13 protein-coding genes and 1 pseudogene are annotated in these 17,831 nt (G+C 70.2%); 5 read left to right on the top strand and 9 right to left on the bottom strand.

Going from position 1 to position 17,831, the window contains the following annotated elements; all coding sequences use genetic code 11:
* The 4 genes and pseudogenes from G4D87_RS16590 to G4D87_RS16575 all read left to right on the top strand — a co-directional run.
* Nucleotides 1-357 (top strand): annotated as a pseudogene (locus G4D87_RS16590) (fibronectin type III domain-containing protein); the annotation flags it as partial.
* 19 nt (nucleotides 358-376) lie between these two features.
* Nucleotides 377-2,083: an HD domain-containing phosphohydrolase gene (locus G4D87_RS16585; protein ID WP_163783043.1), complete on the top strand. Its 1,707-nt coding sequence runs from the start codon at nucleotides 377-379 to the stop codon at nucleotides 2,081-2,083.
* Between the two features lie 56 nt (nucleotides 2,084-2,139).
* Nucleotides 2,140-2,478 carry a DUF971 domain-containing protein gene (locus tag G4D87_RS16580; RefSeq protein ID WP_163783042.1) on the top strand — a complete coding sequence of 113 codons (339 nt, stop codon included), beginning with the start codon at nucleotides 2,140-2,142 and terminating at the stop codon, nucleotides 2,476-2,478.
* A 7-nt stretch (nucleotides 2,479-2,485) separates the two neighbouring features.
* A complete protein-coding gene (locus G4D87_RS16575; RefSeq protein ID WP_163783041.1) occupies nucleotides 2,486-4,204 on the top strand; it encodes a serine/threonine-protein kinase in 1,719 nt (572 codons plus the stop codon).
* Nucleotides 4,205-4,211: 7 nt separating this feature from the next.
* Here G4D87_RS16575 and G4D87_RS16570 read toward each other — a convergent pair whose 3' ends face one another.
* The 5 genes from G4D87_RS16570 to G4D87_RS16550 all read right to left on the bottom strand — a co-directional run bounded on the left by G4D87_RS16570 (nucleotide 4,212) and on the right by G4D87_RS16550 (nucleotide 7,858).
* A complete protein-coding gene (locus G4D87_RS16570) occupies nucleotides 4,212-4,733 on the bottom strand; it encodes a ClpXP protease specificity-enhancing factor SspB (protein ID WP_163783040.1) in 522 nt (173 codons plus the stop codon).
* Between the two features lie 33 nt (nucleotides 4,734-4,766).
* Nucleotides 4,767-5,255, bottom strand: a complete 489-nt coding sequence (gene smpB / locus G4D87_RS16565; RefSeq protein ID WP_163783039.1) for an SsrA-binding protein SmpB — start codon at nucleotides 5,253-5,255, stop codon at nucleotides 4,767-4,769.
* On the bottom strand, nucleotides 5,252-6,130 hold the full coding sequence (gene panC / locus G4D87_RS16560) for a pantoate--beta-alanine ligase (RefSeq protein WP_163783038.1): 879 nt from the start codon (nucleotides 6,128-6,130) through the stop codon (nucleotides 5,252-5,254). The genes smpB and panC overlap by 4 nt, the downstream gene beginning before the upstream one ends.
* Before the next feature lie 2 nt (nucleotides 6,131-6,132).
* Nucleotides 6,133-7,050 carry a 3-methyl-2-oxobutanoate hydroxymethyltransferase gene (panB, locus tag G4D87_RS16555; RefSeq protein WP_163783037.1) on the bottom strand — a complete coding sequence of 306 codons (918 nt, stop codon included), beginning with the start codon at nucleotides 7,048-7,050 and terminating at the stop codon, nucleotides 6,133-6,135.
* Between the two features lie 163 nt (nucleotides 7,051-7,213).
* A complete protein-coding gene (locus G4D87_RS16550) occupies nucleotides 7,214-7,858 on the bottom strand; it encodes a deoxynucleoside kinase (RefSeq protein ID WP_163783036.1) in 645 nt (214 codons plus the stop codon).
* Between the two features lie 180 nt (nucleotides 7,859-8,038).
* On the opposite strand from G4D87_RS16550, the gene G4D87_RS16545 reads away from it, so the two are divergent.
* On the top strand, nucleotides 8,039-8,317 hold the full coding sequence (locus tag G4D87_RS16545) for a hypothetical protein (protein ID WP_043710562.1): 279 nt from the start codon (nucleotides 8,039-8,041) through the stop codon (nucleotides 8,315-8,317).
* A gap of 7 nt (nucleotides 8,318-8,324) precedes the next feature.
* Here G4D87_RS16545 and rsmA read toward each other — a convergent pair whose 3' ends face one another.
* The 4 genes from rsmA to G4D87_RS39420 all read right to left on the bottom strand — a co-directional run.
* A complete protein-coding gene (gene rsmA, locus G4D87_RS16540) occupies nucleotides 8,325-9,176 on the bottom strand; it encodes a 16S rRNA (adenine(1518)-N(6)/adenine(1519)-N(6))-dimethyltransferase RsmA (protein WP_163783035.1) in 852 nt (283 codons plus the stop codon).
* A gap of 14 nt (nucleotides 9,177-9,190) precedes the next feature.
* The gene (gene tsaD / locus G4D87_RS16535; protein WP_163783034.1) at nucleotides 9,191-10,186 is read right to left on the bottom strand and encodes a tRNA (adenosine(37)-N6)-threonylcarbamoyltransferase complex transferase subunit TsaD; all 996 of its coding nucleotides are present in this window, start codon (nucleotides 10,184-10,186) and stop codon (nucleotides 9,191-9,193) included.
* A 49-nt stretch (nucleotides 10,187-10,235) separates the two neighbouring features.
* Nucleotides 10,236-13,046, bottom strand: coding sequence for a response regulator (locus G4D87_RS16530; RefSeq protein ID WP_163783033.1), 2,811 nt, complete (start codon nucleotides 13,044-13,046; stop codon nucleotides 10,236-10,238).
* A gap of 199 nt (nucleotides 13,047-13,245) precedes the next feature.
* A partial coding sequence (locus G4D87_RS39420) for a J domain-containing protein (protein WP_371928547.1) occupies nucleotides 13,246-17,831 on the bottom strand: 4,586 nt, incomplete at its 5' end.

Below are 17,831 nucleotides of genomic sequence, written 5' to 3'. Positions count from 1 at the left end.
TCTTCGGGTTGCCCGGGGCTGGCGGCCCCCAGCCCCGGGCAACCCGAAGATGCAGCGCGCCTGAAGCGGCGCCCGGACCGGGACGGACACCTGGGCCCGGTGAAGCTGACCTGGGAGTCGGTGCGAGGCGCGGAACGTTATGAAGTCGAGGTGTTTCGCGCGCGGGAGCAACGCGCCGCCTTCACCCAGACGGTCACCCACCTGGAGGCGAAGCTGCCCGTGCTGCCCGCGGGAAGCTACCGGTGGACGGTGCGCGCGGTGGGCCCCGCGGGCCCGTCCGAGCCCAGCGCGCCCAGGCACTTCGAGCTGGTGCCCGAGCGCCTCAAGCTCGAAGTGAAGAAGGGCCAGTGGCAGTAACCCCTGGAGGAGCCACCCCGTGCGCCTGTTCAAAGCCATCCTCCTGTTGATGCTGGTGGTGGGCGTCGTCCCCACGCTGATGGTGGGGTGGCTCTCCGTCTCCCATACCCGGGAGCTCCTGGTGCGCGACGCCCAGGAGCTGGCGCAGGAGCGCGTGAAGCAGCTGCGCCTCAAGGCCGAAATCTTCCTGGGCGAGCCCACCGACGCGGTGCTGGGCCTGGCCCGCGTGCCCGGCTTCTTCGGCCTGCCCCTGGAAGCGCAGCAGACGCACCTGGCCTCGGTGCTCAACCAGCGGCGCGACGTGCTGGCGCTCACCGTGTTCGACGCCGACCGCCAGCGGCTCCCGGGCCTCCAGGCCTTCTCCAAGCACGACGTCCCCCCCACCGCGCTGGCCGGCCATGAGGGACGCGCGCGCGCGCTGCTCGAAAACCTCGAAGGCGTGCGCTACGCGGACGTGGTGGAGGACCCGCAGGGCAGCGAGCCCGTGCTGACGTTGGCCTTCCCCGTGGGTGAGCCCGTCCGCGGGTACATCGCGGCGGACCTGTCCCTGGCCGACCTGCGGAAGATGCTGGAGCAGGAGCGCGTGGGCAGCACCGGCTTCGCCTATCTGGCGGACCGGCACGGGCACCTCGTGGCGGGCGGTGGTGACGTCGCCGGCCTGGGCGAGGACGTGGCGCAGCGCGGCCCGGTGGCGCACCTGCTGAAGCAGTGGGTGGGCAAGTCGAACATGGAGCTGTTCCACGTCGGCAACTTCGGCGAGGGCCGGGACGCGGTGGTGGCCGCGTACACGGTGCTGCCCGAGACGGGGTGGGCCATCGTCTCCGAGCAGCCCGTGGAGCACGCCTACCGCCAGGTGGACACCATGGAGCAGCGCATCCTCCTGGGGCTGGGGGCGGCCATCCTGGTGGCGGTGGTGCTGGCGGCGCTCTTCTCGCGGAACCTCACCCGGCCGCTCAAGGGCTTCATCAGCGGCGCGCTGGAGCTGGCGCACGGCAAGTTCGGCGTCGAGGTGGACATCAAGCAGAAGAACGAGCTGGGCGAGCTGGCGCAGACGTTCAACTACATGAGCAAGCAGCTGCTCGCGTACGACATGGAGAACCGCGGCCTCTACGAGAGCCTGGAGAAGGGCTACCTGGAGACCATCGTCGCGCTGGCGAACTCCATCGATTCGAAGGACGCGTACACCCGCGGCCACAGCCAGCGCGTGGGCGACGTCTCCGTGCAGATTGGCCGGGAGCTGAAGCTCACCGAGCGCGAGCTGCGGCAGCTGCAGTACGGCGGCATCCTCCATGACATCGGGAAGATTGGCATCGTGGAGTCCATCCTCTGCAAGCAGACGCGGCTGACGGACCAGGAGATGGCCATCATGCGCGAGCACCCCGCCATCGGTGACGCCATCATCGGGCCCGTGAGCTTCCTGGGCGCGGTGCGCGCGTGCGTCCGCCACCACCATGAGCGCTGGGACGGCACCGGCTACCCGGACAAGCTCAAGGGCGAGGACATTCCCCTGCTGGCCCGCATCGTCGCGTGCGCGGACACGTTCGACGCCTGCACCTCCACCCGCCCGTACCAGAAGGCCATGCCGCTGGAGAAGGCGATGGAAATCCTCGACAACCTCTGCGGCGCCCAGTTGGACCCGAAGGTCGTCCAGGCCCTGAAGCAGGTGCTGGCGCAGCAGGGCGTGCGGCTGGAGGGCCACCGGCTGCCCGTGAAGCTCGCCTCCTGACCGCCGAAGGATGGTAGGGAGGGCGCAAGACTGTTGAAACTCTGGAAGGTGGAACGTTGAGCTTCTGGGACCGCATCAAGCCCGCCCCCCAAGCCGTCACCGCGACGGACGCGCAGCTGTCCTCGGATGGCGCGCGCCTGGACCTGACGTGGGAGGACGGGGTGAAGACGGGCGCCGCCGCGCAGGTGCTGCGCCAGCAGTGCCCCTGCGCCGCGTGCGTGGACGAATGGACGAACAAGCGGACGCTGGACCCGTCGAAGGTCCCCGCCGACCTGCGCATCAAGCAGGTGCAGCCCGTGGGCAACTACGCGCTGGCCTTCAGCTTCAGCGACGGCCACACCACCGGCATCTATCCCTGGCAGCTGCTGCGCGACGTCACCCAGCCCGCCGCCTGAGCGCCTCGTGAACGAACGCTACCGGCTCGTCCGTCCGCTGGCCTCTGGGGGCATGGCGGAGCTCTTCCTTGGCGTCGCGCTCGGCGCGGAGGGCTTCGAGCGGCCGGTGGCCATCAAGCGGGTGCTGCCCCACCTGGCGCGCGAGCCGGAAATCGCGCGCATGTTCCTGGCCGAGGCCCGGCTGGCCACGCTGCTGCAGCACCAGAACATCGCCACCGTCTACGACGTGGGCCAGGGCCCCGAGGGGCTCTTCCTGGTGATGGAGCTGGTGGACGGATGGGATTTGGGCGTGCTGCTGCGCACGGCCGCGCGCGGGGGCGTGCGCTTCCCTCCGCACCTGGCCGCCTTCATCGTCCACCAGGCCCTGGCGGGGCTCGGCCATGCCTACCGGAAGGTGCATGACGGGCAGCCGGTGATGGTGGCCCACCGCGACGTGTCGCCCTCCAACATCCTGGTGTCGCGCGAGGGCGAGGTGAAGCTGACGGACTTCGGCATCGCGCGGATGGCCGGCCCGGCCCACACCGCGCCCGGCGTCTTCCGAGGGAAGGAGGCGTACACCGCGCCCGAGGTGCTGCAAGGCGCGCCCGCCACCGCCGCCAGCGACCAGTTCTCCCTGGGCATCGTGCTCCATGAGCTGCTCACGGGGCGGCATCCGTTCCACACCGAGACGGACGCGAGCGCGGTGGCCCATGCCATCCTGACGCGGCCGGTGGAGCCCCCGTCAGGTGTCCCCGCGCCACTGGCGGGCGCCGTCATGCGCATGCTGGCGCGTGCGCCCCAGGAGCGCTTCCACTCGCCAGAGTCACTGGCGGAGGGCTTCGCCCGGTGGCTGGCACAGGCCGGCGAGCCCGCGACGTCTCAGACACTGGCCGCGTTCCTTCGCGGGCTGGGATTGCCGCCGCCCCTGAGTGAACAGGCAGCGGCCTCCGGGCCTCCCGTGACGCGGGCACCGGCTGGCGCGGGTTCGCTGGGAATGGACGCGATGACGGCGCAGGCGCCCTCCCCTGCCGAGCCCGACGCGCCGGAAGAAGCGCCGCTCTCCATGCCGGGCGGCGCGGCGCTCAGCGTCAGTGGGCGGCTGGTGCATCGCTGCCCACGCTGCAGCCACGTGCTCTCCTCGCCCCATGCACGGTGCTCACACTGCGCGATGTGGCCTGATGCCGCGACTGGCGCGGCGACAACACCTCGCACGCCCACCGCTCCAGGCGCCTTCGCTCCGTCCGCGGGCCTCGAGCTCACCGCGCATCAGACGCTCGCGGAGAGCGTCCCCCAGACACACGTCACGCCAGGCGCGAAGAGCGTGCTCCACACCGACGCCGATGCACTGGAGCTGGCGGAGCGCCCGCCCTCGCCTGAGAGTGACTGGCCCGATGAGGCCGCCCTCCTCCGGCGCTCGCGCCTGAAACGGGCACTGGGGCTGCTGCTCGTCGCGGCGCTGGTGGGCACCGGCATCTGGCTGTGGCCCCAGCGCTCCACCCTGCTCATCCGGGTGATGTCGGCGACGGGGCTGCGCCTGTCGACCCCGATGCTGCGCGTTGACAGCGACCCGCCTGGAGCCACCGTCTGGGTCCGGGACGCGGAGCTGGGGACGACGCCGCTGGTGCTCGAGAACCGCTATCCGGCAGGACGCGTCCCCATCCAGGTCCGGCGCAAAGGCCACCGCACGTGGAAGGGGACGTTCTCCGGCGGCGAGGCCGCGCACATCGAGGCGAAGCTGAGGCGCTGAGCGCGCCTCACTTCACCAGGCGCAGGTGGCCGCGCCGCGGTGGCGGTGGCTCGTCCGGCGGTCCATCCGTGGGTGGAGCGTCGGCGGGAGGCTCATCGCGCCGCTCGCCCTGCACTTCCCGGAGGAAGGTGCGCGGACGCTCCGCGGCCACCGGCATGGGGGCCACGGGCAGGGGCTGCGCCGGACGTGACGCGGCCGTCTGCTGGAGCAGCTCCGGCGGCATGTCCTCCGGGTACATCCAGAACTCCTTCGTCACGTGGCTGGCGATGGCGAACAACGCCGACCACGGCACCGCGATGGTGAAGCGCGAGCCAGAGAAGCTCAGCGTGGAGCGAACGCCCCACTCGCCCACCGTCAGGTCCGGTGGATCGAACCGGTACGAGAGATTGAGGCGCAGGTGCGCCTCCGTCTTGACGGAGGCTGGGACGAGCACGCCCGGACGACGCGCGTCCAGGTGAATCATCACCATGCCCTGGTCGAGCGCGGCCAGCAGCCGCTCCTTCTTGTCGGGAACCTTCTTGTCGTCCATCGGTGTACGGCGAAAGAACTTCGGGCGCCCCTCTCAACGTCGGCGCATCGCCCGGTCCATCTCCCGCTTCGTCTCCCGCTCCTTGATGTCGTGGCGCCGGTCCTCGTGCGTCTTGCCCCGGCAGAGCCCCAGCTCCACCTTGGCACGGCCCTTCCTGAAGTACAGCACAAGCGGGATGATGGAATACCCCCGCTCACGCACCTTCGCCGTCCAACGGTCGATTTCTCCTCGGTGCATCAACAACTTGCGGCCCCGAGTGGGAAGGTGGTCGAAGAAGCTCGCCGCCTTGTAGGAGCCGATGTTCGCGTTGAGCAGGAAGAGCTCGTCCCCCTTGGGGAGCGCGTACGCGTCCGACAGATTGGCGATTCCGTCTCGCAGTGACTTCACCTCGCTTCCCGTGAGCGACAGCCCGGCCTCCAGCTTTTCGTCGACCGTGTAGTCGAACCGCGCACGACGGTTTTCCGCGATGACTCTCACGCCGGGCTCGCTGCCCACTCCCTTTGACTTCCCTCCGGATGTCATACGCGCCCCGCGCTCTCCTCACCACCCAACTGCATGTTGTCGATGAGGCGCGTCGTGCCACTGAAAGCCGCGACGAGCAACCGGGCAGGCTGCCCGGGCGCCACCGAAGCCAAGGGCGTCAGCCGCTCCGCATCCACCAGTTCCACGTAGTCTTCCCGGAGCCCCGCCGCTTCCAATTCGCGCCGGACGGCCGCCACCAGGGGCCCCGACTCCCGCGTGCCCTCGCGCAGCAGCGCCTGGGCGGCCTCGAGCCCCCGGGACAGGGCCAGCGCCCGCTGCCGCTCCTCGGGGGACAAGTAGGCATTCCGGCTGCTCATCGCCAGGCCGTCCGGCTCGCGCACCGTCGGCATGCCCACGATGTCCGCGCCCAGGTGCAGGTCCTGGTTGAGGGCCCGGATGACCTGGAGCTGCTGGTAGTCCTTCTCCCCGAAGAGCGCCACCTCCGGGCGGAACAGCGTCAGCAGCTTCGTGACGACGGTGGCCACCCCGCGGAAGTGCCCCGGGCGCCGGGCCCCACACAGCCCCTGGCTGACGTCCGTCACCTCCACGTACGTCTGGTAGCCCTGGGGGTACATCACCTCCGGGCCCGCGGGCGCGAAGATGACCTGCGCGCCCGCGCGGATGCACTTGGCGACGTCACCCTCGAAGTCCCGGGGGTAGCGGGACAAGTCCTCCCGCGGCCCGAACTGCGTGGGGTTCACGAAGATGGACACGGCCACCACGTCCGCGCGGCGCAGCCCCTCGCGAATGAGCGAGAGGTGTCCTTCATGCAGGAAGCCCATGGTGGGCACCAGCGCGAGCCGGCGCCCTTCCCGGCGCAGCCCCGCCGTCCAGTCCTTCACGTCCGCAACGGTCTTCAGGACGGCGGGAGCCATGACTAGGCGGGTCTCCCGTAGACGGGGCCCAGCTTCTCGCCACCCTCGGCGGGCGCGGACGGCTCCACCCGGGCCGCCGGAGCCGGAGCCCCCGCCGCCAGCCGGATGTTCTTGTTCGCCTTGAAGGAGTGCTCCTCGTCCGGGAACGCGCCCTTGCGGACCTCGGCGAAGTAGGCGCCCGCGGCCTCCGTGATGGAGCCATGGAGGTTGGCGAAGCGCTTCACGAACTTCGGCTTGAAGTCCGGGTTCATGCCCAGCAGGTCGTAGCAGACGAGCACCTGGCCATCACAGTCCACGCCGGCGCCAATGCCGATGGTGGGGATGGACAGGCTCTGCGTCACGGTGCGCGCCAGGTCCATGGGCACGCCTTCCAGCACCAGCGCGTAGGCCCCGGCCTGCTCCAGCGCCAGCGCATCATCCAGAATCTGCCGCGCCTGGTCCTCGCCACGGCCCTGGACGACATAGCCGCCCATCTTGTGGACGGACTGCGGCGTCAGCCCCAGGTGTCCCATGACGGGGATGCTCGCGCGGACGATGGCCCGCACCGTGTCCGCGAACTCGGCGCCGCCCTCCAGCTTGATGCTGCCCGCGCCGCCTTCCGCCACCAGCCGGCCCGCGTTGCGGACCGCCTCCTGCGTCGACACCTGGTAGCTCATGAAGGGCAGGTCGGCCACGACGTGCGCCCGGCGCGCGCCACGGGCCACGGCGGCCGTGTGGTAGACCATCTGGTCCATCGTCACCGGCAGCGTGGAGTCATGCCCCTGGATGACCATGCCCAGCGAGTCACCCACCAGCAGCACGTCCGCACCTGCTTCCTCCAGGATGTGGGCGAACGTGGCGTCGTAGGCGGTGACCATGCAGATCTTCTGACCGATCTGCTTGAAGCGCTTCAGCGTGTGGATGGTGACCTTGTCCTTCACGGTTCACCTCCTATGGCTACGGGTTGAACGGCCTGACGGGCCCATTCGCGCCTCGCCGTCCCCACGGGGGATCGCCGGGAGCCCTGGGCCCGCCACCGCACTCTAACGCCCCCGCGCCTGCCGTGGGGCATTGAAGGCGGCCGTCCCACCAGGAGCCTGACCTTCAGCCCCGGCGGGAAGCCTTCGGAACGTAATGCTGCGTGCCCGGCTTCGCCTTCCGGATGGTGGCAAGCAGGTCTTCCCTGTCTGCCTCGACATTCACGAAGTCGATGTCCGAGGTATCCACGACGAGGAGCGGCGTGTCCGTGTAGTGGAAGAAGAAGTTGTTGTAGGAGTGGACGAGCCCCTCCAGGTACGTGGGGTCGAACTTGCGCTCGAACTCCCGGCCGCGCTTCTTGATGCGGTGCAGGAGCACGTCCAGGCGGGCCTGGAGGTAGATGACCAGGTCCGGCTTGGCCACGCGGGGCCCGAGCGCCTCGAAGACGCGCTCGTACAGCGCCAGCTCGTGGGCGTCCAGGTTGAGGTGCGCGAAGATGCGGTCCTTGGCGAACAGGTAGTCGCTGACCGTCATCGAGCTGAAGAGGTCCTGCTGGAACAGCTCCTGCTGCTGCCGGAAGCGCGACAGGAGGAAGAAGACCTGCGTCTGGAACGCGAACTTCTGCCGGTCCGTGTAGAAGCTGGAAAGGAAGGGGTTCTCCTCCACGACTTCGAGGATGCGCCGTCCCGCCAGACGCTCCGCGAGGATGTTGGAGAGGCTCGTCTTGCCCACGCCAATGGGCCCTTCCACCACGATATACCGGTAGTCCATCCGCCCGAGGCCTCCCGCCCACAGAATGCGCGTTGGGACCGCGCGAGCGGGCGGATAACACAAACACGGCCGCTGGAATCCGGCAATTTTCCACGAGGGGCCTGCCTCCCTTGACGCTCCGGGACGCATCCCCTACGGTCCGCGCGACTTCATGGCGTGTGCGCGGGGTGGTCTCCGGACATGAGCGGCAGACACAGGGCGAAGACAGTGGTGCGGCTGGAAGAGGCCCGCCAGAGCACGCCCACCCAGCGAGCGCCCACACCTCCCGTGGAGCCGGATCCGCTCTACGGCGTGGTGCTGCTCAAGACGGCCATGGAGCTGAAGCGCCGGCAGGACGGCACCGTGGAGGACATCCTCCGCGGCGTGCTCGCCCGGATGCGCATCCCCGAAGCGGAGTTCTTCGCCTACCTGGAGCAGCAAGGCGGCCTGCTCCAGGCGCTGGGCATGCGCGGACGCTGACGGCGCCCTACTCCGCGGGCGTGGGCGGGGCCGCCTTCACGGGGCCGAGCGCGCGCTCGATGGCGGCGAACTCCTCGGGCGCCAGTGTCTCCGCGCGGCGCTGCGGCTCCACCCCCGCGGACTCCAGGGCGGCGAGGAGCGTCTCCGTCGTCCCCAGCGTCGGGTCCGACTTGATGGAGTTGATGAGCGTCTTGCGCCGGTGCGCGAAGGACGCCTTCACCACGCGGGTGAAGCGGGCCTCGTCGATGATGGGCGCGCGCGGCGACTTGCGGCGGGTGAGCCGCAGCACCGCGGAGTCCACCTTCGGCGGCGGATGAAAGCGCCAGGCTTCCAGCGTGAGGACGTTGTCCGCGTCGTAGTGCATGCCCAGCAGCACCGTCAGCAAGCCGTAGTCCCGGTTGCCGGGCTCCGCGGCGAGCCGCACGACGACCTCCTTCTGGAGCGTGAAGACCGCGCGAGAGACATGGGCCCGCTGCTCCAGCACGCGGAAGAGAATGGGGCTGGTGAGGTGGTACGGGAGGTTGCCCGCCACCGCGACGTCAGGCGCATTGGCCACCTGGGCGAAGTCCACCGTGGCCGCGTTGCCGGACACCACGCGCACGCCGGGGATGGCCTCCTTCTCCAGCACCATCACCATGTCCCGGTCCCGCTCCACGGCGGTGACGCGGGCCCCGGTGGCGGCCAGGAAGCGCGTGAGGTGGCCCAGGCCCGGGCCCAGCTCCACCACCGGCTCCTCCGCGCGCAGGTTCAGCGCGTCGGCGATGGCCTCCAGCGCGTCCTCGTCCCCGAGGAAGTTCTGTCCCCAGCTGTACTTGGCGCGCAGGCCATGCCGCTTGAGGATGTCTCTTGGCGATTCCACCCGTCTGCTCCCCTCTACATGCGCCAGGCCGGGTCGGCGGCGAGGCGGAAATCTCCGCGCAGGCCGCGGCGGTACGCCTCATACCCCGCCACCGCGATCATGGCGCCATTGTCCGTGCACAGCCGCACCGGAGGCAGGAACATGCTCAGCCCCCGCTCCTCGGCCCGCGACTGACAGAGCGCCCGCAGCCGCGAGTTCGCCGCCACGCCACCGCACAGCACCAGCTGCTGGTGGCCCAGCCGGCGCGCGGCGGCCACCAGCTTCTTCGACAGCACGTCCGCCACGGCCTCCTGGAAGGACGCGCACAGGTCCGCCAGCGCCTGGCCCTGCGGTACGCCGTGCTTCTGCACGTGGTGCAGCACCGCCGTCTTCAACCCGGAGAAGGACACGTCGAAGTTGTCGCCCGGCAGCGCGCGCGGGAAGCGGATGGCCTCCGGGTTCCCCTGCTGCGCCAGCTGGTCGATGGGCTGCCCGCCCGGATACGGCAGGCCCAGGATGCGCGCGGTCTTGTCGTACGCCTCGCCGGCCGCGTCGTCGCGCGTGCTGCCCACCAGCCGGTACTGCCCGTAGGCCTGCACCTCGTAAAGGCTGGTGTGCCCACCGGAGACGACGAGCCCGAGGAACGGCGGCTCCGGCGCCACCTCCAGCAGCCGGATGGCCAGCAGGTGGCCCTCCAGGTGGTTGGCGCCCACGAAGGGCTTGCCCGTCGCCAGGCTCAGGCCCTTGGCCACCTGCACCCCCACCAGCAGCGCGCCAATGAGGCCGGGGCCGGACGTGACGGCGATGAGGTCCACGTCGTCGAGCGTCTTGTTCGCCCGCGTCAGGGCCTCGTGGACGACGGGCAGCACCTGCACGATGTGGTTGCGGCTGGCCAGCTCCGGCACCACCCCGCCCCACCGCCGGTGGATGTCCACCTGCGTGGAGACGACATCCGACAGCGCGCGGCGGCCGTCCTCCACGACGGCGGCGGCCGTCTCATCACACGAGGTTTCCAGTCCTAGGACGAGCAAGGCGGCTCACTTCTCAAGGGGCCAATGAAGGAAGTGGGGCCGCCTCCGCTCAGTTGCCCAGCCCCCTGAGCAACGTGCGGACCTCTTCGGCGGAAGTCCCCGTCGGTTCCAGCAACAAGTACTGCTTGTAGGCGTCGGCCGCCTGGGAATTCTTGCCGGTGAACTGTAGCGCCATGCCCAGCGACAGCCAGGCACGGGCGTTGGAGGCCTCTTCCTTGACGACCTCCTGCAGCAGCTTGGCGGCCTCGCGGTAGGCACCGTCCGTGGTGAAGCCGTTCACCAGCGCGATGCCCAGGCCCGCCTTCGCCTCCGTGGCCGTCGGCTTGAGCGCTAGCGCCTTGCGGTAGCTCCCCGCCGCCGACCGGTGCCGCTGGCCGACGACGGCCGCCCTCGCCTGCTTCACCAGCGTGGCGAACTCGACCTCCGGATCCACGGCGGGCGCCGGCGGAGTGGCGGGCTCGGGCGGCTTCGGCGCCTCGGCGATGACCGCGCCCGCATCCGGCGCGGCGGCGGGCGGTTCGGGCGGAACCTCGGGAGCCTTGGCCGTGGCGTCCTCCGCCGGAGCCTCGGGGGCCTTGGCCGTGGCCTCCTCGCGCGGTGGCGCCTTCTCCGGGGGCGGCGGCTGCTGGGCGTCGCCGTTCGCGGGCGCCTGCGTCTCCACCACGGGAGGCTTCGACGGAGGCGTCTCCGGCGGACCGTTGCCCGTCCCCGCGACGACGGCCGCGACCGCGCCGATGAGGACCACCGCCGCGCCGATGATGAGCCCGGTGCGCTTGGGACGGCCCGCGCTGGCCACGGCTGCGTCACTGCCGTGCGTGGCCGCCGCCGGCTTCCTTTCGGCCGACTGCACGGAAAATGAGGGCTTCGCGGGCGCAACCGGGGCGGCGTTCGCGGGTGTCACGGGCGCGGCGTCCACGGGCGTCGCGGACGGCACCGGAGCGGTATCGACCGGCGTCGCGGGCGCGGCGGTGGCGGGCTCGGAAGGCGGCGCCTCCACGGCAGGCGGGGCCGACACCGGGGATGCGAGCACCGGGTCGACCGTGCTGGCCAGTGGCGCGCTGGGCGTGGGCGGCTCGGCGGACAGCTCGGGCACGCCGTGGCCCGGATAGGGCGGCAGCGCGAGCTGGGGCGTGGCGGGGACCTCTTCGGCCACGAGTTCCGCATCGTCCTGCACCGGTGGGTTGGGCGGCGTCGCGTAGCCGCTGCCACTCACCAGCGTCACCTCGGATGACGGCGGTGCCGGTGCCGGCGGAGGCACGGGCGGAAACGGATTGGGTGCCACGGCCGCGCCGCCGAAGATGGGCGCACGCGGCGAGGGCGCGGGCTCGACGGCGGGCGCGCTCGCGGCGAAGGCGGCGGAAGAGGAGGAGGAGGCGCCATGGGCCCGCGGCGTGTGTGACCAACCAGAGCCCGGCCCCCACGTGGTGGGCGCGCTGATGCCCTCGGTGTCCACCCGGCTCCAGTCCAGCAGCAAGCTGCGACGCGCGTGATCCACGGCGCGATGTGCCGGCGGCGGCTCGACCAGGAACGCCGAGCCCTCCTTCGCGGGGACCTCCGGTACTGGCTCGGTCAGCGGAACTTCAGGCGTGTACTCGGGCGTGTCCGAGCGCCTGGGCCGCGCGTGGAAGACGACCACGTTGGCGGGCTGAGAAGGCGCGGCGGGCGGCTGCGACGCGGCCGGCTCGTCCTCCACGCCCGCGGGGGGCGCGAGCACGCTCTGCGGCATGGACCGCGGCGAAGGCTCCGGCGCGGCGGCCACGGGCTCGGGGGCGGCTTCGGGCACCGCGACTTCGGGAACGGGCTGCGGCGGGCTCTCCGGCGTGGGCGGCGCGGGCTCCACGGTCGCGCTGGCGGGCGGCGCCGTGTTGAGCCACTGCTCGATGCCAGGCTTGCTGCTCTGCACCGGCTCCTGCGGCGCGTTGCCCAGCTCGCGGATGAGGCCCTCGAAGTACAGCTTGCTGATGATGCCCAGCGCGGCCAGGTCCTCGAAGTCAGAGTCCTCCACCACGCGGCTCAACGCCCGCTTGCCATCGAAGAGCCGCAGCAGGCCGTTCACCTCGTCCGGAATCTCCGACAGGCGGTCGGCGAGCTGGTGGTAGTCAATCTCGAACACCGTCTCGAGCGGCGGCAGCTGCTCGAGCATGCGGCCCCACTCGTCGAGGCGGCGCATGCCCTCCATCAGCAGGCCCTGCGTGGAGATTTCGATGCGCTCCGGACGGTCCAACGCGCTGAACTGCACCTCGAACTGGCCTTCGAAGGTGTTCAGCATCCGGTAGAAGGCGTTCTCGCCCTTGAGCCGCCCCAGCTCCGCGTCGATGACGCGGCCGTCCTTGAAGTAGACGGTGCCGGTGCGCTCGCCCTGGATGTTGATGAGGCCCGTCTTGCGGCCAATCTCGAACGTCTGCACCAGGTCCACCACGCCCATGTCGGCGAGGCTGCCGGCGAAACCACCCTTCGTCGTCTCCCGCTTCTCGATCCGCTCCTTCTCCGCCTTCTGGAGAATCATCTTCACGCGGGTGACGATCTCTTTGATGTAGATCGGCTTGGTCAGGTAGTCGTCACCGCCAAGCTCCAGGCCGCGCACCTTGAACTCGACCGACTTCTGACTCGTCAGGAAGACGAACGGGATGAACTTGAAGCGCTCGTCGGACTTGAGCGTCTTGCACAGCTCGAAGCCGTCCATCTCCGGCATCTTCGTGTCCGCGAGCACGAGGTCCGGAGGGCTGATCTGGACCTTCTCGAGCGCATCCTTGCCGTGAATGGCCGTCGTCACGGAGAAGCCAGCCTTCTTCAGGCTGACCTCCATGACCCGGAGGCTCTTCGCGTCACCATCGACCAGGAGCAGGTGCTGCTTGGCCACGTTCCATGCCTTTCGTCACTGCAGACGGCCCAGGGAGCCTGACGCGGGAGCATCCTGCCCGCTTTCCAGGCGTGTCAATGGCTGGTGCCGGTGGGCAACCTGCCTGGCCTCCTGCTGGACAGGCGGCCCGAATCAGGTGCGGGGGAGAGTCAAATCGGGCCGGGCTGAAGCACCCGTACCCAGTGTGAGGCCTGCCGCGTCAGCGGAAGAAGCCTCCCTTCTTCGGAGGGTTCTTCTTGCGCATGTCGATGAGCCGCAGCTCCTGGTTGGCCTCCAGGTGCTTGGGATTGGCGCGCACGGCCTCGCGGAAGCAGCGCTCCGCGCGGTCCATGTCGCCTTCGACCCGGGCGATGACGCCGAGCTGGTAGTGCGCCCGATCGCAATTCGGGTCGGCGCGCACCACGTCCGCCATCATCTGCTTGGCCTTGGCCATGTCCGCCTTGCGCGCCGGATCCATGTAGATGGCCCAGGCCCGCGCGGCCAGGTACTGGGGCTTGGGGTCCAGCGTGTGGGCGCGCTCGTAGTGGTCGGAGGCCGTCGTGAAGTCACGCTTGCGGAAGAAGACCTCGCCCATCTTGTAGAGGTCGTCGGCGCTGCTGTCGGCGCGGCCCTGCGGGCGGAGGACCGGAGCAGTCGGCGCGGACGCGGACGCGGGCGGCTTGGGCAGGGCCTGCTGGGCCTGGAGGTTCTGCTGGTACGTCTTGCGCCGCGTGTCGTCGTAGAGGACCTCGTAGGCCTCGCGGATGGCCTCGAACACGGCGGTGATCTTCGACGCCATGTGCGGCAGCGACGGCGGCAGGCGGTCCGGATGGAAGATCTTGGCCAGGGTGAGGAAGGCGGTCTTCACCTGGTCACGCGTGGCGTCCTGGGGAACGCCGAGCACGTAGAAGTGGTCTCGCCTGGCCTGGATGTCCGCGAAGCGCTGCTCCAACTGCTGGGCCAGGCGGGCCTCGTCGGGCTTGGGGGGCTCGGAGGCCGCGGCTGCCGGAGCGGCGGGTTCGCTCGTGGGCGCGGGCGCTGCGCCCGGTGCGGCGGGCGGGCGCCCACCCAGGACACCCATGTTCTCCATGGCGCGGCGCAAGAGGCGCTGCCGCCGGAGCTTCGCTGCCTCGTCGGGGTTGGAGGGATCTGCCGCCACGTCGTCCTCGTCAAAGTCCCAGTCGTCCAGGTCTCCGGACGGCTCGTCCCAGTCAGTCTGGCCAGTTGGCCATGAGTTGTCACCGGGGAAGGCCCCCGATGAATCCGGTGCTACCGGTTCGATGGTCGCTTCGACAATGGCCTCGACAGGAGGCTCGTCGAAATCGACGTTCGCCTGATTGACATCCGAGCGGACGAGCGACTCCAGGTGCGTATCGACCTGGAGGAGCGCGGCCTCGAAGGACGCCGTCAGGTTGTCGGCCCCCTCGTCCTTGTCGAAGGCGACGATGCGCCAGAGGTCCTCGTCACCTGTCTTGGGCGCGGCCGGGCGCGGCGCGGGCGCGGACGGTTGGGTGGCCCAGCTGGCGTCGTCCTCTTCGTCGGGAGTCGCCTCCAGCAGGATGTCCGCGTCGTCTTCGGCGACAGGCGTGAGGACCGGAGGGTCGCCCGCGACGGGACGGGCGGCTGGCGCGGGCAGGGGCTCGGCGACGGCCCAGAGCTCGGGCTCGGGTTCGACTTCCAGCAGCGGGAGCTCCGACTCGGTGTCGGACGCGGCGCTGAGGGAGATGGATTCGGTGTGCCACTGCTCGTCCTGGACGGGGACGCGGTCCTGCGTTCGCGTGGGCGGCGTGGGCTGGGGCGGCTCGTCCGCGAGCCAGGGCTCGAGCGGCTGGGACTTCGAGCGGCGCAGGGCCTCCTCCATGTCGTGGAGGAGCTCGGCCTGGGCCTTCTCCCGGGCGGCACGCAGGGCGTCCGCGCTTTCCGCCAGAGCGGCCAGGTCCAGGTCGGATGCACCGGCGTTCGGGTCGGAGTCCGCCTCGGAAGGCTGAGCGGGAAGCTCGGTGAGCAGGATGTCGCCCACATCGAGCGTGAGGGCCTCGACGTCCTCGGCCGCGAGTTCGGGGATGGAGGCGGACTGCGTGGACGCTGCGGCGAGGCTGGCTTCGTCTGACTGACGGGACTGTTCGGTGGCGCGAGCTTCCTTGTCGTGACGGACGGCATCGTCGCGGCGGCGTTCGACCTCCAGGCGGGCGTCTTCGGCGTCGCGGGCCTCTGCTTCGACGCGCGCGACCTCGGCGAGACGGGCCTCCTCCGCGGCCCAGATCTCCTCCGCGCGGCGGGCTTCTCTCGCCAGGCGAGCGGACTCCGCGAGACGACGTTCCTCGATGAGGCGGGCTTCTTCGGCCAGGCGTTCCGCCTCAAGCCGAGCCTCTTCCGCGAGACGGGCCTCCCCAGCAAGACGCTCCGCCTCTTCCGCGAGGCGCTCTGCCTCGATCCGAGCGGCCTCCGCACGCTGCGTCTCTTCGGCGAGCCGGGCCTCCTCTTCGAGGCGACGCTCTTCTTCGAGGCGAGCCTCTTCGGCGAGACGACGCGCTTCTTCGAGGCGCGCTTCTTCCGCGAGGCGACGCTCTTCTTCGAGGCGAGCCTCTTCCGCGAGGCGCCGCGCTTCTTCGAGGCGCGCTTCTTCTGCGATGCGGGCCTCTTCCGCTAGGCGACGCTCTTCTTCGAGTCGGACCTCTTCAGCAAGGCGGGCCTCTTCAGCAAGGCGGGCCTCTTCAGCCAAGCGACGCTCTTCTTCGAGTCGCGCCTCTTCCGCCTGACGGCGTTCTTCTTCGAGTCGCGCCTCTTCGGCCAAGCGGGCTTCTGCGGCCAGCCGACGCTCTTCTTCGAGCCGAGCCTCTTCCGCCAGCCGAGCCTCGTCAGCGAGACGACGCTCTTCTTCGAGCCGGGCCTCTTCGGCCAGACGACGCTCTTCTTCGAGTCGCGCCTCTTCCGCCTGACGGCGCTCTTCTTCGAGTCGCGCCTCTTCCGCCTGACGGCGCTCTTCTTCGAGTCGCGCCTCTTCCGCCTGACGGCGCTCTTCTTCGAGTCGCGCCTCTTCCGCCTGACGGCGCTCTTCTTCGAGTCGCGCCTCTTCCGCCTGACGGCGCTCTTCTTCGAGTCGCGCCTCTTCCGCCTGACGGCGCTCTTCTTCGAGTCGCGCCTCTTCCGCCTGACGGCGCTCTTCTTCGAGTCGCGCCTCTTCGGCGAGGCGGCGCTCTTCTTCGACCCGCGCCTCTTCAGCCAGACGACGCTCTTCTTCGAGCCGAGCCTCTTCCGCTACCCGAGCCTCTTCAGCGAGGCGGCGTTCTTCTTCGAGTCGTGCCTCTTCAGCCAAGCGGGCTTCTTCAGCCAGCCGAGCCTCTTCAGCCAAGCGCGCTTCCTCGGCAAGGCGTTCTGCCTCAAGCCGAGCCTCTTCAGCCAAGCGCGCTTCTTCAGCGAGCCGAGCCTCTTCAGCCAAGCGCGCCGCTTCAAGAAGAGCCGCTTCTGCTAGACGTGCTTCCTCCGCCAGACGCGCCGCCTCTAGCCGGGCTTCTTCCGCCAGACGGCGCTCTTCTTCGAGCCGCGCCGCCTCAGCAAGTCGCGCCTCCTCCGCGAGGCGATGCTCCTCTTCAAGCCGTGCCTCTTCTGCAATCCGCGCTTCTTCAGCGAGGCGACGCTCCTCTTCCGCTAGCCGCGCTTCTTCAGCCAGCCGGAGCTCTTCTTCGAGCCGCGCTTCTTCCGCAAGGCGCGCCTCTTCGGCGATGCGTTCTGCCTCAATCCGGGCCTCCTCCGCGAGGCGAGCCTCCTCCGCGAGCCGGGCCTCTTCCGCGAGCCGGGCCTCTTCCGCGAGGCGGGCCTCCTCCGCGAGCCGAGCCTCTTCCGCGAGGCGGGCCTCTTCCGCGAGGCGGGCCTCCTCCGCGAGCCGAGCCTCTTCCGCGAGGCGGGCCTCTTCCGCGAGGCGGGCCTCTTCCGCGAGGCGGGCCTCCTCCGCCAACCGAGCCACTTCCGCCAAACGGCGCTCTTCTTCGAGCCGAGCCTCTTCCGCGAGGCGAGCTTCTTCGGCGAGACGCACCTCTTCAGCCAGGCGCTCCGCCTCAAGCCGGGCCTCCTCCGCGAGACGCGCCTCTTCCGCAATCCGTTCCGCCTCAAGCCGGGCTTCCTCTTCGAGCCGAGCCTCTTCAGCAAGTCGCTCTGCCTCAAGCCGAGCTTCCTCGGCGAGACGGGCCTCTTCGGCCAGACGACGCTCTTCTTCGAGCCGGGCCTCTTCGGCCAGACGACGCTCTTCTTCGAGGCGCGCTTCTTCAGCGATGCGGGCCTCTTCGGCCAGACGACGCTCTTCTTCGAGGCGCGCCTCTTCAGCCAGCCGAGCCTCCTCCGCAAGCCGGGCCTCCTCGGCAAGCCGCTCCGCTTCAGCCACACGACGCTCTTCTTCGAGCCGGGCTTCTTCCGCGAGCCGAGCCTCCTCAGCTAGCCGAGCAGCTTCCGCGAGGCGCGCTGCCTCAATCCGAGCCTCTTCAGCCAAGCGCGCTTCTTCAGCGAGCCGAGCCTCTTCAGCCAAGCGCGCTTCTTCAGCGAGCCGAGCCTCCTCCGCAAGCCGAGCCTCCTCCGCAAGCCGCTCCGCCTCGAGCCGGGCCTCCTCCGCAAGCCGAGCCTCCTCCGCAAGCCGCTCCGCCTCGAGCCGGGCCTCCTCCGCAAGCCGAGCCTCCTCCGCAAGCCGCTCCGCCTCGAGCCGGGCCTCCTCCGCAAGCCGAGCCTCCTCGGCAAGCCGCTCCGCCTCGAGCCGAGCCTCCTCCGCAAGCCGAGCCTCCTCCGCAAGCCGCTCCGCCTCGAGCCGGGCCTCCTCCG

It is taken from the genome of Myxococcus vastator (genome assembly GCF_010894475.1).
In the GTDB taxonomy this organism is placed as follows: Bacteria; Myxococcota; Myxococcia; order Myxococcales; family Myxococcaceae; genus Myxococcus; species Myxococcus vastator.
This window is presented reverse-complemented; position numbering and strand designations above follow the sequence as displayed.